Raw genomic sequence first — 14,747 nt, 5'->3', positions numbered from 1 at the left:
CAAAGGGTGACCCCTGAGCTGGTCCTTCTCATCCTGGTGGTGGGTACCGCCCTTGCGTTCGACTTCACCAACGGCTTCCATGACACGGCCAACGCCATGGCGACCTCGATCGCAACCGGCGCCCTGAAACCACGCGTTGCCGTCCTCTTATGCGCCGCTTTGAACCTGGTGGGCGCCTTCTTGTCGGTCGAGGTTGCCTTGACCGTCACCAATGCGATCGTCCGGATCCAAAACCCTGACGGGACGCCGCGGGCCGACCTGCTGGCCGACGGCGGACACTCCCTGTTGCTGGTCCTGTTGGCCGGTCTGGCCGGTGCCATCACCTGGAACCTGTTCACCTGGCTGCGCGGCCTCCCGTCGAGCTCCTCCCACGCCATGTTCGGTGGTCTCGTCGGCGCCACCATTGCGGGCCTCGGCGTCGAATCCGTGAAGTGGATCGGGAGCGGGTCGACGCTCGACGGCGTCGTCGGCAAAGTGATCCTTCCAGGGATCGCGTCCCCGGTGATCGCGGCGCTCGTCGCGACCGTCGGCACCTGGTTGGTGTTCCGGATTTCGCGCGGCGTGGCCGAAGCCACCATGGAGCGGGGCTTCCGGTGGGGACAGATCGGGACCGCGTCGCTGGTGTCTCTTGCCCACGGCGCCAATGACGCACAAAAAACCATGGGCGTCATCACCTTGGCGTTGATCGCGTCCGGCGCGTGGACCAGCACCCACGAGATCCCCTTGTGGGTCAAGGTCGCTTGCGCGCTGGCCATCGCCTCGGGCACCTGGATCGGGGGCTGGCGCATCATCCGGACGATGGGCAAGGGCCTGGTGGAGATCTCCTCACCCCAAGGCATGGCCGCCGAAGCGGCTTCTGCGGCCGTCATCTTGTCCAGTTCCCAGTTGGGCTTTGCGCTGTCGACCACGCATGTGGCCACCGGGTCGATCCTCGGCTCGGGCATGGGACGCAAGGGGGCGACGGTCCGCTGGGGGCTGGCTGGACGCATGGCCATCGCCTGGGTCATCACGCTGCCCGCATCCGCCGCCGTGGGCGCAGCCCTGTGGCTGGGGGCTCATGCTCTGGGCGACTGGTGGGGTCCCCTGTTCACCGTGGCGGTGATGGCGGCCCTCGCGCTGTGGATGTTCCTGCACAGCCGCCAGGCCCCCGTCAACCCCGACAACGTCAACGACGCCTGGGAGGTGCCCGACTCCCCCGCCCCCTTGTCGGAGTCGGCCAGCCAGAAGGTGGGTTCCTGATGGGGCAGTTTCTCGCCGCTTTGGACGCCGTGTGGAAGGTCGTCGCCGTCGGCCTGCTGCTGGGGGCGGGGCTTCCCGCCCTGTTCAGCCTGGGCGTTCGTGCGCACGCCTCTGGGCGGCTCGGCTGGGCGATCGCCAGTTACGCCGTCGTCGGGGTGTCCGTGTTCGCCGGGATCGCCGTCATCGTCGCCCACGGGCTGGGCTACAAAATCTAGGCACGGCCCAGGCCTAGAGCGCGAGATCCTCCGCGCCGAAGGCCTGGGGCAGGACGCGGTCCATCGACCACACGCCCTGAGGGGTATCGACGAGCAGCGTCGCTCCCCCGTGCTCCCACAGCAGTTGCCTACACCGACCGCACGGCATGATCTGCGCCCCGTCCCGGTTGCAGCACGTGAAGGCCACCAGGCGTCCACCGCCACCGTTGATGAGGTCACCAATCAGACCGCATTCGGCGCACAACGTCACCCCGTATCCGGCGTTCTCCACGTTGCATCCGCTGATCAGACGGCCATCACTCACGAGGGCTGCCGCCCCGACGGGATACCCCGAATACGGCGCATAGGCACGGGCACAAGCAGCCCGGGCCAAGGCCCGCAGCGCCTCCCAATCAACCGGAGACGTTGCGGGGCCTCCCTCGTGCATCGTCATCACTTCGTGTAGGGGACGCCGTCGGCCTTGGGGCCGCGCGAGCGTCCGATCAGCCCGGCCACGGCCACGATGGTGGCCAGGTACGGGAGCATCAAGAGGAACTGACTGGGCATGGGTGCGTTGAGCGATTGCAACTGCGAAGCCAGCTGAGTCACGAACCCGAAGAACAGGGCCATGAACGCGGCCCGCACCGGATGCCACCGGCCCATGATCACCGCAGCGAGCGCAATGAAGCCGTTACCGACCGTGATGTCCTTGATGAATCCGCCGGTGGAACCGATGGTGAAGTAGGCGCCGCCGAGACCAGCGAACAGCCCGCCCACGAGGACCGCCATCCACCGGGTACGCCGAACGTTGATCCCCACCGTGTCCGCGGCCTCGGGGTGCTCCCCCACAGAACGGACGCGAAGCCCCCACCTGGTCCGGTAGAGCAGAAGCGCGACCACGACGACCGCCAGGACGGCGAGATAGACCAGCGGTGACTGATTGAACAACGCCGGCCCCAGCAAGGGGATGGCCGAAAGCCCCGGGATCGCCACGCGCGGCAACTGAGGTGCCGCATTCAATGTCGCGCTATTGGGCTGGATGAGTTGATCGAACAAGAAGCCGGTGATGCCGGAGGCCAACAGGTTGAGCACCACGCCCAAGACGACCTGGTCGACGAGGTACTTGATCGAGAACAGTGCCAGCAGCGCCGCCATCGCCACCCCCGCAGCCATAGCCGCGATCAAAGCCGCCACCAGGGAGCCGGTGATCGACCCCACGGTCGCGGCGGTGAACGCTGCCACGAGGAACTCGCCCTCGATGGACACGTTCACCACACCCGCGTTCTCACACAAGACGCCCGCCAGCGCGCCGAACACCAGCGGCGTGGCCAGCACGATCGTCCCCGACAACTGATTCGCGACGGGGAACGGGAACGCGCTGCCTGAGCCCGCCCACGCAATGAATCCAAAGGCCACGGCGAACCCGGCCACCACGGCTGCCCATGTTCGCAGGGAGCCGGTGAGCTTCCCACTTAAGAACCCGGCCCCGACGATGGCCGTGAGGAAACCACACATGAGCGCCGTCGCCATACCGGGCACCACGATGGTCGGGAGCGGGACCGTGGCGAAGGCGTCCGACAAGGCGAAAGCTGCGTCCCCGCGTGCGCCGAAGGCGAGCAAGGCCAACACAGCTCCGAGCGCGACCAGCAGCCCGCCTGTGGAGAGCCGGGCACGCCGCGCAGCGCGGGATTCGGTGACCTCGAGATGGATCGGGGCATCGTCCATCAGCGACATCGGATCAACCGTGGTCATGCTTCACCTCCCACGAGGCTGGTAGTAGCGGGCGCCTTGACCTTCGGCAGGAGCGCACCCACCAGGGCGGGTGCCGCAACGAACAAGACGATGAGTGCTTGCAGCACCGTGGAGAGTGTCAGGGGCGTTTGGGCGATGCTTTGCATCGCGAGCCCGCCCGCATGCAGGCCACCGAACAGCAGACCCGCGAAGACGGTCCCCAGCGGCTTGCTGCGGCCCAGCAGCGCCACGGTGATGGCGTCGAAGCCCACCGTCCCGACCAGCCCGATGGACAAGGGTGTCGCGACCAGGTCTGCGCCCGGCCCGAGTGCGTACTGCACGCCCGCGAGCCCACACAGGAGCCCCGACAACGCCATCGTGATGATGGTGACGTTCGGCACGTTCATGCCAGCTGTTCCCGCTGCGGCCGGGTTGGCGCCCACCGCCCGAATGGCGAACCCCAGCGTCGAACGGTCCAGCAGCCACCACACGGCGCCCGCCGCCGCCAGCGCAACGAAGAAGCCGACGTTGAGTTGTCGAAACAGGATCGGGAAGGCGGCGGTCTCGGCGATCACCGGCGCGATGGGGTCGACGCGTCCGGGACGCAGGAAGGCAGGGGTGGAGAGCAGCCACGACAGCGCCTGCAACGCCACGTAGTTCAACATGATGGTCACGATGACCTCATGCGCTCCGGTGCGCGCCTTGAGGAACCCCACGATGCCGCCCCAGATGGCGCCGGCGATGAGGCCTCCGATCACGGCGACGATCACGTGGATGACAGGGGGCAAGTGAAGGGTGAACCCAAGATAGGCCGCAGCGATGGATCCCCAGATGGCCTGGCCTTGAGCGCCGATGTTGAACAAACCGGCCCGGAAGCCCAGTCCGACGCCGAGCCCGGCGCAGATCAGCGGGGCGGCCTGCCAGGCCGTCTCCGCGAGCGCATTGGGGGACCCGATAGCACCTAGCAGCAGCGCACCATAGGCGTTAGACACCTTGGCCCACGTGGCCCCCAGCGGCAGCGCCGGTGCAGTGAACAAATAGGCGTACTGGGTGATGACGTCAGGATCAGACACGACCATCAGCACCGCCCCGGCCAGCAACGCCAGCACGATGGACCCCGCGGTGATCGCCGCCGTCCTGCCTCGCTCACGCCACACCTGCGACGTCGCGGCCTCAGCCATGGAAGTCCTCCTTCGTCGGCGTGGCCGCCTCCACCTTGGTGGCCTCCTCGAACGGGACGCCCGCCATCATGAGGCCCAGAACCTCGCGCGGTGTGTCGGGAGGCACAATGCCCACCAGCGTCCCGCGGTACATCACCAAAACACGATCAGCGAGCGCCTCGACCTCATCCAGTTCGGTGGAGACCAGCAAGACGGCGGTCCCCTGATCGCGCTCGGCGACGATCCGCTTGTGCAAGAACTCGATCGCCCCCACATCCACGCCCCGGGTGGGCTGGCTCGCCACGAGCACGGCGAGTGGACGGCTCAGTTCGCGCGCCAAAATCACCTTCTGCTTGTTGCCACCCGACAGACTGGAGATGGGATCCGACACCGATTGCGCCCGGATGTCGAACTCTTCCTTGCGGGCCTCGGCGTTGTCACGGATCGCGCCCCAGTTGAGCGCCAGTCCCGTCGCGAACTCGGCGTCGGTAGAGCGGTTGAGGATGAGGTTTTCGGCGATGCTGAACGAGGCGACGAACCCGTCGGTCTCGCGATCCTCGGGGACGAATCCCATCCCGGCGGTGATCGTGGCGTGCGGGGACGCCTTGGCCAAGCTCACGCCGTCCATGAGGATCTCGCCGCTGAGCGGGGCGATGTTCCCCAACAGGGCGTCGGCAAGCTCGGACTGGCCGTTGCCCTGGACCCCGGCCACGCACAGGATCTCGCCGCCCGCCACGTCGAAGCTGAGCCCATCGACCACGATGCCGCCGGCCGAGTTCGCGACCCGCAGATCCCGCACCGCCAGGCGGGTCCCCGCCGGATGCGCGGGGGCCTTGCCGACACGCAGGTCAACAGCGCGACCGACCATCAGTTCGGCGAGATCGGCCTCGGAACTGTGGGGCTGCGCCTGACCGACGATCGCCCCGCGACGCATGACGGTGATGCGATCGGCGATCGCTCGCACCTCCCGCAGCTTGTGGGTGATGAAAACGATGCCCTTGCCCTCGTCGCGCAGCGACTGCATGACGCGCATCAAGTCGTCGATCTCTTGGGGCGTCAAAACGGCGGTGGGCTCGTCGAAAACGAGGAAGCGGGCGTCGTTGGCCAGCGCTTTGAGGATCTCCACCCGTTGCTGGACGCCGACGGGTAGATCTTCGACGAGAGCGTCCGGTTCCACCGGCATGCCGTAGCGGGAGGAGAGTTCTTGGACGCGCTTGCGTGCCGCGCCAGGGTTCAGCACCGGGCCGCCTTCGCGGCCCAGCATCAGATTCTCGGTCACGGTGAAGACGTCCACCAGCATGAAGTGCTGGTGGACCATGCCGATCCCGGCCGCCATCGCTTCGCGCGGATTGGCGAAGGTGCGCGGGGAGCCGTCAATGATGATCTCGCCGTCGTCGGGCTCCAGCAGCCCGTACAACACGTTCATCAAGGTGGACTTCCCAGCGCCGTTCTCGCCAAGAAGACAGTGGATCTCGCCTGGTCTCACGTCCAAATCGACGTGGTCTACCGCGGTGAATGACCCGAACCGCTTTGTGATTCCCCGCAGCTCAAGTCCGCTCGGGCGTGTGTCCGGCTCCACTGTGGTGATTCCCCCCTTTGGGCGTGTGGTGCGTTGACACCGACGCGGCGGGAGGAGTGCGCCGTTGCACGCCTCCCGCCGCACCTGTGCGGTAGTTAGGCTTCCACCTTGAGGGTGCCGGCCTCGATATCCTTCTTCATCTGTTCGATCTCGGACTTGGTCTCCGCCGAAACCTTGCTGTCCCAGTCGTGGAACGGCGCCAGGTAAGCGCCCCCGTTGGCGAGGGTGCCGACGTACGCCTTGTTGGTGAAGGTCTTCTCCTTGGACTCCTTGATAGCCTCCAGCACCGCGGCGTCCATGCCCTTGCCGACCGAGCTCGGGATCACAGCGGCGTACTTGGGCATCGACAAGAACCCGTCAGAGTCCACCCACAGCGAGGAGACCTTGCCTTGGGACTCAGCCGCAACCTGCAGGCCGCCCTCCGAGGCGGGGCCAGCCACCGGCAAGATGACGTCCGCGCCCTGAGCGACGAGGTTGGTGGCCAACTGCTTGCCACCCGCCACGTCGGAGAACTGGTTGCCCGGGATGAAGGAACCGGTCTTGCTGGCGCGATCCCAGCCGACGACCTTCACCGAGGCGCCCTTTTGCTTGTTGTAGTGCGCGACGCCTTGGGCGTAGCCGTCCATGAAGATCGTCACGGTCGGGTAGTTGGCCCCGCCGTAGGTGCCCACGACGCCCGTCTTGGACAGCGACGCGGCCAGGTAGCCCGCGAGGAAGGACGGCTCGGCCGTGTTGAACGTGAGGCCCTTCACGTTCTTCTCGGGCTCCTTGTAGGAGTAGTCGACGATGGCGTAGTCAACGTCGGGGTTCGCCTTGGCGGAGGCAGCCGTGGCATCCCCGAGCGCGAAGCCGACGGTCACGATGATGTTGCACTTGCGCTCCACCATCTTCTGCACGTTGCCCGCGTAGTCCGCAACGGTCTTGCTCTGCAACTCATCAACCTTGATCCCGAGTTGCTTCTCGGCGTCCTTGAGACCCTTGTAGGACGTCTCGTTGAAGGACTTGTCGTCGAAACCACCCTCGTCAGAGACCATGCAGGCGAGGAAGTTGCTTTGCGCACCGCTCGCAGCGGGGGTGGACGTGGCGGCCGGGGGCGGGGTCGCACAGCCGGCGAGCAGCATCGCAGCTACCAGGCCGGAACCGATCAGGGACTTCTTCACGAATGCCTCCTTGGCACGGATTTGCTTGGGGCCGATGCGGCCTTCCAGTCGAGTGATCCTAGCGTCGCGGCGCCGTATGGCGAGAGGTTCAGGCCCTCAGATGACGCGTTGATACCGCTTTGTAACGTCAGGCAACTTGCCGCACGAGGGCACCGGCAGCATCGATCATGGCGAGCGTCTCCGACACCCAGGTGGGCGCTTGGACGCGATACGGCCCGGTGGCCAACGAGACGATGACCGCGGCGGCGCGTAACCGCAACTCGATGGGGTCGACCCGTTCATCGAACACGGGGACCCACGCGCGCAGCAGCGCGTGCACGCCAGCGGCCTGGCTGGCGTTCATGCCTGAGATCGTGCTCATGTGAGCGATGAGGCAGGCCAGATCGTCTGCCCGGCGTCCGGGGCCGATCGTGTCGATGTCGAGGATCCCGACGACTTTGCCACCCGCGACGTGAACCTGTCCCTCATGGAAGTCGCCGTGGGTGGGTTCGGTCCCCTGCGGTAGCCCACTCAGCCCGGCCCGCACTTCCTTGCCAATCCAGTCCAGCGTGGAACTCGCCTGCGGAAGCGCGGCGGCGATCATGGCGCTGTAGTGCTCCAGTGCATCCGTCCAGGGTGGGCGCCGCTCCAGACCGGCTACCGAGGTCGGCATGGCGTCCAGGACGCCGATGAGTTGCTCCGCCGTACAGGGCCGTCCCGGCTGGAAGAGCGCCTGGGCCAGGGCAGCGCCGGGAAGCGCCCCCATCACCAGGAGATGGTCGGGGGTACGAGCCAGGACCGGTGGCGCCGGGACGCCCGCCTCCTGCAGCAACCGGTGACGCCGCGCCACCGGTCCGACCGCACTCTCGCGTAGCACCTTGGTGTAGAAAGTGGCCCCACCTGCGACCCGGTCCCGCACGACTGCTCTGCGTCGCGGCCGGTACGTCATCATGTCGAGGGTCAGCTCGGGGGCGGTCAGCCGTCGCTCCACCACCCGATAGTCGCTCAAGATGGCGGCCATCGACTCCGCATACGCCGCCCGGGTCAACCCCGGCAGCTCGGGATCATTGGGGTACAGCCACACGGCGACCTCGCGGTCGCCATCGGCGAAGATCTCGGCGCGTGCGTCCGCGTCGGTGGGGCCCTGCGCTCTCGCGCTCACCCCCAGGAGTTCATGACGCTCACCGTGCGGCCAGACCACCTTCGCCGCATACGTCGCTGTCGTCGACCTGTGTGGCTGGGCATCGACGTGATCGAGCTCCCACGCCACCAGCCGACCCCCCGCGTGCTGCACGGCGGCCTCCAGCAGCCCCCCGATCTGGGCTCCCGTCAGGAGTTCCGCACCGTCGTCGTCGGTGGGCATGGACGCAGCTATTCCGCCGCAGGTTCAGTCTTGGTCAACACGGCCCTGTCGAGTCGCACTCGCGCGACGCGGCGGCCGTCCAGTTCGGTGACGGTGAACTGGAACTCCTCCCCGGCGTCTTCCTCGGACTCGGGGTGGAACAACCGGCTCGTGATGTGATCCCCCACGGCCGGAACCTGCCCGAGTTCGGCCATCAGGTACCCGGCGACCGTGTCATAGGGGCCCTCGGGGATCCGGTATCCGTAGGCCTCCTCGAACTCCTCCAACGTGGTCAGGCCGTCGAGGTCTGCCGCGTGCGGATCGGGGTCTTCACGGTCGAACTCGTCGGTGATGTCGCCGATGAGTTCTTCCACCAGATCCTCGATGGTCACGATGCCCGCCGTGCCGCCGTACTCATCAGACACGATGACCATGTGATCGTTGTGGGCCTGCATCTCGGTCAGGGCATGAAGGATGCGCACGGTGCCCGGGAGCGAGTTGATCGGTCGCACCAACTGGCGGATCGGGGCCTGACGCGTGGCGGGGTCGAGATCGAACAGGTCACGCACGTGCAGGAAGCCGATGACATCGTCCACGTCACGCCCGACGACGGGGTATCGCGAGTGCGCCCCGTCGCGCACCACGCGAATGGCCTTGCTGGCTGCCATGTCCGCGTCGAGGAAGTCGACCTCGGTTCGCGGCACCATGGCTTCGCGCAGCGTCACTTGTCCCGCGGCGAAGACCTCGTCGACGATGTGCCGCTCCTCGTCGCCGAGGGTCACCGAACTGGACACCATCGCGCGCAGTTCTTCGTCGGTGACCTCTTCGCGCGACGCGTTCGGGTCACCGCCCAGGACCCGGACGACGACGTTGGTCGAGACCCCGAGGAACCAGATGACGGGGCGCATGATCTTGGCGATCACATTCACCAAGGGCCCCAGCGTCAGCGAGAACGCCTCGGCGCGCTGCATCGCCAACCGTTTGGCGGTGAGTTCACCCAAGACGATGGAGAAGTAGGAGATGATGATGGTGATCAGGACCGTGGAGAGGCCACCGGCGATCCCCTCGGGCACTCCCCAGTCCCGAAACACCGGCGTCAGCAGCGGGGCGAAGTTGTCGGCACCGAACGAGGCGGCCATGAAGCCTGCCAGGGTCACGCCGATCTGGACAGCCGAGAGGAACAGGTTGGGATCGGCGGCCAGGCGGGACACGGTGGCGCCCCGCTTGCCTCGCCCGCTGAGGGCCTTCACCTGGCTGTCGCGGAGCGACACCAGGGCCATCTCTGCCGCGGCGAACACACCACCGATGATGATGAAGAGCAGCACCAAGAGGGCGTTCGACACAATCGTGTTCACCCCGACATCGTATCGGGAGCTGCCGATCTCCCCACGCCCGAGGGTTCCTGCACGCCACAGGCTGCCGGGTCCGCGCGTCGGGAACGGCTGGTCTAGGGTGTCCCGCATGGGTGTCGACGCGACCGTGAATCAGCGCATCGTGGCCGTGGTGGTCGCCTGGAATCGGCGTGACCTCCTCCTCCAAAACCTGGACGGCCTGGCGGCCCAGACCCATCGCCCCGACGCGGTCGTGGTGATCGACAATGCCTCGACCGACGACACCGCCGAACTCGCCTCACGGCACCCGGTCGTCACCGAGGTGGTCACGTTGCCGACCAACACCGGCGGAGCTGGCGGTTTCGCCGCGGGGATCGCCCGCGCTGTAGTCGCGCACCAGGCTCAAGCCGTGTGGATCATGGACGATGACACGGTTCCGACCCCGACCGCCCTGGAGGAGTTGCAGCGCGCCCGCGTCCGCTACCCCGGACGGGTCACCGTCGCCGCGTCGCGGGCCGACTGGCGTGATGGCCGCGAACATCCGATGAACCTGCCCCGCGAGCGCCTCGGGACGACCGCCACTGAGCGCGAAGCGGCCCGCCTCGTCGGAGCCTTCCCGATCCGGTCGGCATCGTTCGTGTCGATCCTGCTCGACGCCGAGGCGATCGCTGACCATGGCCTGCCGCAGGCCGACTACTTCTTGTGGAACGACGACTTCGAGTACACCACCCGCCTGCTTCGCTCGGGCGTGGGGCTCTACGTCCCCGCATCGCGGGTCTATCACCTCACGAAAGTGTTTGGCAGCTCGGATGCTGACCCCGGCCCGCGGTTCACCAACGAGGTGCGCAACAAGCTGTGGATGTATGGCCGCTCGGGTTCCCTCGGGCCACTGGAATGGCCCCTGTATGTGGGGGCCACGGGCCTGCGGTGGGCACGTATGCTCGCCCGTTCGGATCACCGTTCCGCGCTCGTGGGTTATGGCCGAGAGGGCGTCAAGGAAGCCATGAGGGCGCCTCGCCCTACGTCGGTCGTGCTGGCGGACACGCCGGTGGCGCACGACGTGGAGAGGGTGGAACGAGGTGCTGGGCGTGTCTGAACCTTTCAGCGTGTTGATGTCGGTCTACGCGGGCGATGATCCGGCGTTTTTCGCTGCGGCCGTAGCCTCGGTGACGGTGGATCAGACCCTGCCACCATCCGAACTGGTTCTTGTCGTGGACGGGCCAGTACCCGAGGGCATCGCCACCGTGCTGCGCCGGATTGAAGCGGGCGAGGCGACGGGCCCCGTCCCCGTCCGGCTCGTCGCGCTTCCGCGTAACGGTGGGCTGGCGCGGGCCCTGGAAGCAGGGCTGGCGGCGTGCAGCCACTCGATCGTGGCCCGCGCGGACGCCGATGACCTGTCGCTCCCCCAACGGTTCGCTGTGCAACTGCCCATGATCGCCTCCGGATATGACCTGGTCGGCAGCGCGCTGGTTGAGTTCGCTGAGGAGGATGGCCCCGACGGCATGGTGCGTGCCCTCCCGTGCGATGCATCCGACATCGCCGCCATGGCTCGCTTCCGCGATCCCTTCAACCATCCAACCGTCGTGTACCGGCGCGAGGCCGTCGAGGTCGCGGGCGGCTACGAGCATCTGAACAAGATGGAGGATTACTGGCTCTTCGCGCGGATGATCGCTCATGGGGCACGGGTGGCCAACACCGACCAGGTGCTGGTGCGCTACCGGGTCGGGGCGGGCGCCTACCGCCGCCGCGGCGGGGCAGACATGCTGCGTAGCGAACTGCGCCTGCAGTGGCGCATGTGGCGCTCAGGGTTCACCACCACAACGCAGTTCGCGCGCAACATCGCGGTGCGGGGGTTATATCGCTTCGTCCCATTGCGGCTGCGGGCACTGATGTATCGCCGCATGGTCAGACCCTCAGCTAGCATGCGGTAGCCGGGCCCGTCCCGGCCAGCCCATTCTCCGCCATCACCGAGCCGGTAGGACCATTGCACACCGTTGTCGAGCCGCCACCGGCGAGGATCCAGCCACGCTCGTTCATGCCCGAGATTCAGGGGATGCGTGCGCTCGCGGTCACCTTGGTCGTTCTCTTCCACCTGTGGCCCCAGCGGCTGTCGGGCGGCTTCGTGGGGGTCGATGTCTTCTTTGTGATCTCCGGGTACCTGATTACGAGCCATCTCATGCGCGAGGTCGACCGCACGGGCAGCGTCCGGTTGCGGACGTTCTATGCTCGCCGCGCCCGGCGTTTGCTGCCCGCTAGCCTGCTGGTCCTGGCCTTCTCAGCCGTGGCCTCCGCGCTGATCCTCCCTGCCCAGTTGGCGCGCGCTGCCCTGCGTGAGGTGATCGCCAGCACCGTGTACGTGGAGAACGTGTGGCTGGCTTCCAAGGCCGTCACCTATTCGGCCTCCAACGACACGGCCTCACCAGTCCAGCACTACTGGTCGCTGTCGACCGAGGAACAGTTCTACGCGCTATGGCCGGCACTCATCCTCGGGGCGGTCGCCCTGCAACGCTGGGTGAGCCGGACGCGGCCACGCCGGGCGCTCGGCGACTCGAACCCCGCCGTGGGAGTCGGGGTCGCCTTGATGATCCTGGCGGGTGCTTCGTTCGTTCACTCGGTCATGTTGACGAGCGCAGATCCGGCAGCCGCCTACTTCGTGACTACCACCCGTGTGTGGGAGTTCGCCCTCGGAGCGCTCACCAGCCTGATCGCCCGCCGTTGGACGCCCACCCCCTGGCTCGCCGTTGTCCTGCGGTGGAGCGGTTTCGCGGCGATCGTTGTGGCCGCATGCCTCCTCTCCCAGGCCACGCCCTATCCGGGAGCGCTCGCCCTGATTCCGGTCGTGGGTACCGCCGCTGCGATCCTGGCCGCCGACGGCTGTCCTCGCGATCCGGTGATCGGGCTCAGCAGTCTGCGCCCCGTCCAGTGGCTCGGAGATGTCTCCTACGCCGTGTACCTGTGGCACTGGCCGCTGATCGCGTTGGCGCCCATCGCCTTGGGCCGGGACCTGTCGTGGCCTGACAAGCTCGTCGTGGTGGTGGTGACGGCACTGCTGGCTGACATGACACGGCGATGGGTCGAGCGCCCCTTCCTCACCGGGCTCCCGGCCCTCACCGGGACCCCCTGGCGCACGTTGCTCAGCGCACTGGTCGCGATGACGCTCATCGCTGGCGCCTGCGCCGGCTACAGCGCATGGTCGGTTCACGCCGACCGCGAGGCCCTCAAGGAGCGCCTCCTCCGCATGGAGGCCGACCCCTGCATGGGCGCCTCGGCGACAGTGAATCCCGACCAGTGCGGGTCACCCTTCACCCGCGCCCTCCAAGCACCCGCGAGCGAGGCCGACAGCCCGTGGGACATGCCGCACTGCGACCCTTTTTGCGAGAAGGAGCAGCGTAATCCCCGCGTGATCGCCGTCGTGGGCGACTCCCATGCCCAAACGCTCTACAAGGGCCTCCTCCCCCTCGCCGAGGCGCGCGGCTACCAGTTGGCCTTCTTCCTCAAGGGCGGCTGCCCGTTGAACACGGTGGGCTCTGACCTGTGGCACACCACACCGCGTCCGGCTCAGGGGTGCGGCGAGTGGTCCCGCAGCACGCTGCGCGACATCCTCGACCTGCGCCCCAGCCTGGTCATCACCTCCGCCTACGTGGGGGGCGGCTGGAGCGACCCCGATGCCGCTGCTCAGGGCTACCTCGACACGTGGGGTCAGATCACCTCGCTGGCACCACTGGTGGTGGTGCGCGACTATCCCGGCACCGGGGGTGTTTGGGGGCCGGAGTGTCTGGCCAAGCACCCGCACGACACCGACGCCTGCGCAGTACCGCGTGCCGAGGCCCTGCCCCGCGATGTCGCTTACGAGACAGCAGCACATGCCGGACCGCGAGTGTCGCGCCTCGACTTCTCGGACGTGTACTGCGATACCGAGCGCTGCTACCCCGTCGTGGGTGGCTTGCCGGTCTACTGGGACGCCGACCACATCACCGGCACCTTTGCACGCTCGCTTGCTCCGCTGCTAGCCGAGCGGCTCGATCTGCCCTGACCGACACCGTCGCAGCGCTGCGGAGCCCCTTGGCGGTGACGCGGCGGCGGAGGCGACGCGGTACTCTAGGGGACCGAGTCGCTAGCTAGGGCGGCCGCTTGTCGTTAGCGGAAGGGTTACCACTGGTGGATCAGCTCACCCTCGTCGCCGACGGCTTCACCAAGCCAGGTCGCGGCCGCGGCTTGTTGGACGCCGTCGACAACCGTTTTCTGCTGAAACTGCTGGTCAACAAGGAACTACGCGTCAGGTATCGGGGTTCGATCCTCGGCATGGCTTGGTCCTATGTGAAACCAACCGTCCAGTTCTTCGTGTTCTACTTTGCCGTCGGCGTTTTCCTTCGGATGAATCAAAGCGTCCCGAACTTCGCCGTCTACCTTTTCTCCGGCATCATCGCGATCAATCTTTTCAACGAGGCATTCGGCAACGCGACGAGAGCTATCGTCGGCAATGCCGCGCTCGTCAAGAAGATTTACCTGCCTCGCCAGCTCTTTTCGCTGGCCTCGGTGTGGGTGGCCATCGTCCACTTCATCCCGCAACTCATCGTCCTCCTCATCGCTGCGCTGTTCATGGGGTGGCGCCCTGGCCCCCTCAACCTCGCTGCCGGAGTGCTCGGCTTCGCGATCTTGGTGACGCTGTCCGTCGGCTTGGGCCTTCTGTTCGGCGCCCTCAATGTCATGATGCGCGACTCGGAGAACATCGTTGACCTCGTCGGCATGGTGGCCAGCTGGGCCTCCCCGGTGCTCTACCACTGGGAGAACGTCCGCGCCGCTGTCGGCGAGGGCTGGGGATGGACGCTCTACCAGCTCAACCCCCTCACCCCCGTCGTCGAACTGTTCCACTTGTGCTTTTGGGCGCCGACGCCTGGCGTCGTCACGTACGTCCAGCCGCCAGGCCTGTGGATGTTCAGCCTCATCGCGACGGTGACCTCCGTCGCCTTCTTGTTCTTCGGTGAGTACGTCTTCCGCCGCCTCGACGGCCGTTTCGCTCAGGAGTTGTGAC

13 protein-coding genes are annotated in these 14,747 nt (G+C 66.9%); 6 read left to right on the top strand and 7 right to left on the bottom strand.

What is annotated here, in order from left to right; all coding sequences use genetic code 11:
• Nucleotides 1–6 precede the first annotated feature (6 nt).
• Entirely contained in the window at nucleotides 7–1,239 is a 1,233-nt protein-coding gene (locus tag C1706_RS08645) for an inorganic phosphate transporter (RefSeq protein WP_129458841.1), read from the top strand.
• Nucleotides 1,239–1,454 (top strand): hypothetical protein, encoded by a 216-nt coding sequence (locus C1706_RS08640; RefSeq protein ID WP_129458840.1) that lies wholly within the window; start codon nucleotides 1,239–1,241, stop codon nucleotides 1,452–1,454. Before C1706_RS08645 ends, C1706_RS08640 begins: the two co-directional genes overlap by 1 nt.
• Nucleotides 1,455–1,467: 13 nt before the next feature.
• Here C1706_RS08640 and C1706_RS08635 read toward each other — a convergent pair whose 3' ends face one another.
• The 7 genes from C1706_RS08635 to C1706_RS08605 all read right to left on the bottom strand — a co-directional run bounded on the left by C1706_RS08635 (nucleotide 1,468) and on the right by C1706_RS08605 (nucleotide 9,739).
• Entirely contained in the window at nucleotides 1,468–1,881 is a 414-nt protein-coding gene (locus tag C1706_RS08635; RefSeq protein ID WP_206661052.1) for a cytidine deaminase, read from the bottom strand.
• 5 nt (nucleotides 1,882–1,886) lie between these two features.
• Nucleotides 1,887–3,185 (bottom strand): ABC transporter permease, encoded by a 1,299-nt coding sequence (locus C1706_RS08630; RefSeq protein ID WP_129458838.1) that lies wholly within the window; start codon nucleotides 3,183–3,185, stop codon nucleotides 1,887–1,889.
• On the bottom strand, nucleotides 3,182–4,345 hold the full coding sequence (locus C1706_RS08625; protein ID WP_129458837.1) for an ABC transporter permease: 1,164 nt from the start codon (nucleotides 4,343–4,345) through the stop codon (nucleotides 3,182–3,184). Before C1706_RS08625 ends, C1706_RS08630 begins: the two co-directional genes overlap by 4 nt.
• A complete protein-coding gene (locus tag C1706_RS08620; protein WP_129458949.1) occupies nucleotides 4,338–5,912 on the bottom strand; it encodes an ABC transporter ATP-binding protein in 1,575 nt (524 codons plus the stop codon). The genes C1706_RS08625 and C1706_RS08620 overlap by 8 nt, the downstream gene beginning before the upstream one ends.
• An 86-nt stretch (nucleotides 5,913–5,998) precedes the next feature.
• Nucleotides 5,999–7,063 carry a BMP family ABC transporter substrate-binding protein gene (locus tag C1706_RS08615; protein ID WP_129458836.1) on the bottom strand — a complete coding sequence of 355 codons (1,065 nt, stop codon included), beginning with the start codon at nucleotides 7,061–7,063 and terminating at the stop codon, nucleotides 5,999–6,001.
• Between the two features lie 127 nt (nucleotides 7,064–7,190).
• Entirely contained in the window at nucleotides 7,191–8,405 is a 1,215-nt protein-coding gene (locus C1706_RS08610) for a phosphotransferase family protein (protein ID WP_129458835.1), read from the bottom strand.
• Between the two features lie 8 nt (nucleotides 8,406–8,413).
• Complete coding sequence (locus C1706_RS08605; protein ID WP_348981031.1) at nucleotides 8,414–9,739, bottom strand: hemolysin family protein; 1,326 nt, start codon at nucleotides 9,737–9,739, stop codon at nucleotides 8,414–8,416.
• A 106-nt stretch (nucleotides 9,740–9,845) separates the two neighbouring features.
• Here C1706_RS08605 and C1706_RS08600 point away from each other — a divergent pair, with 106 nt between their 5' ends.
• The 4 genes from C1706_RS08600 to C1706_RS08585 all read left to right on the top strand — a co-directional run bounded on the left by C1706_RS08600 (nucleotide 9,846) and on the right by C1706_RS08585 (nucleotide 14,746).
• Nucleotides 9,846–10,811, top strand: coding sequence for a glycosyltransferase (locus tag C1706_RS08600; RefSeq protein WP_129458833.1), 966 nt, complete (start codon nucleotides 9,846–9,848; stop codon nucleotides 10,809–10,811).
• Nucleotides 10,804–11,646 (top strand): glycosyltransferase, encoded by an 843-nt coding sequence (locus C1706_RS08595; RefSeq protein ID WP_241653499.1) that lies wholly within the window; start codon nucleotides 10,804–10,806, stop codon nucleotides 11,644–11,646. Before C1706_RS08600 ends, C1706_RS08595 begins: the two co-directional genes overlap by 8 nt.
• A gap of 104 nt (nucleotides 11,647–11,750) precedes the next feature.
• Nucleotides 11,751–13,748, top strand: coding sequence for an acyltransferase family protein (locus tag C1706_RS08590; RefSeq protein ID WP_129458832.1), 1,998 nt, complete (start codon nucleotides 11,751–11,753; stop codon nucleotides 13,746–13,748).
• Nucleotides 13,749–13,873: 125 nt separating this feature from the next.
• Nucleotides 13,874–14,746: an ABC transporter permease gene (locus tag C1706_RS08585; RefSeq protein ID WP_129458831.1), complete on the top strand. Its 873-nt coding sequence runs from the start codon at nucleotides 13,874–13,876 to the stop codon at nucleotides 14,744–14,746.
• Nucleotide 14,747 lies beyond the last annotated feature (1 nt).

The sequence above is a fragment of the Propioniciclava flava genome (assembly GCF_004126535.1).
Classification (GTDB): Bacteria; Actinomycetota; Actinomycetes; order Propionibacteriales; family Propionibacteriaceae; genus Propioniciclava; species Propioniciclava flava.
The sequence above is the reverse complement of the archived record's forward strand: the minus strand, read 5'-3'. Positions and strand labels throughout refer to the sequence as shown.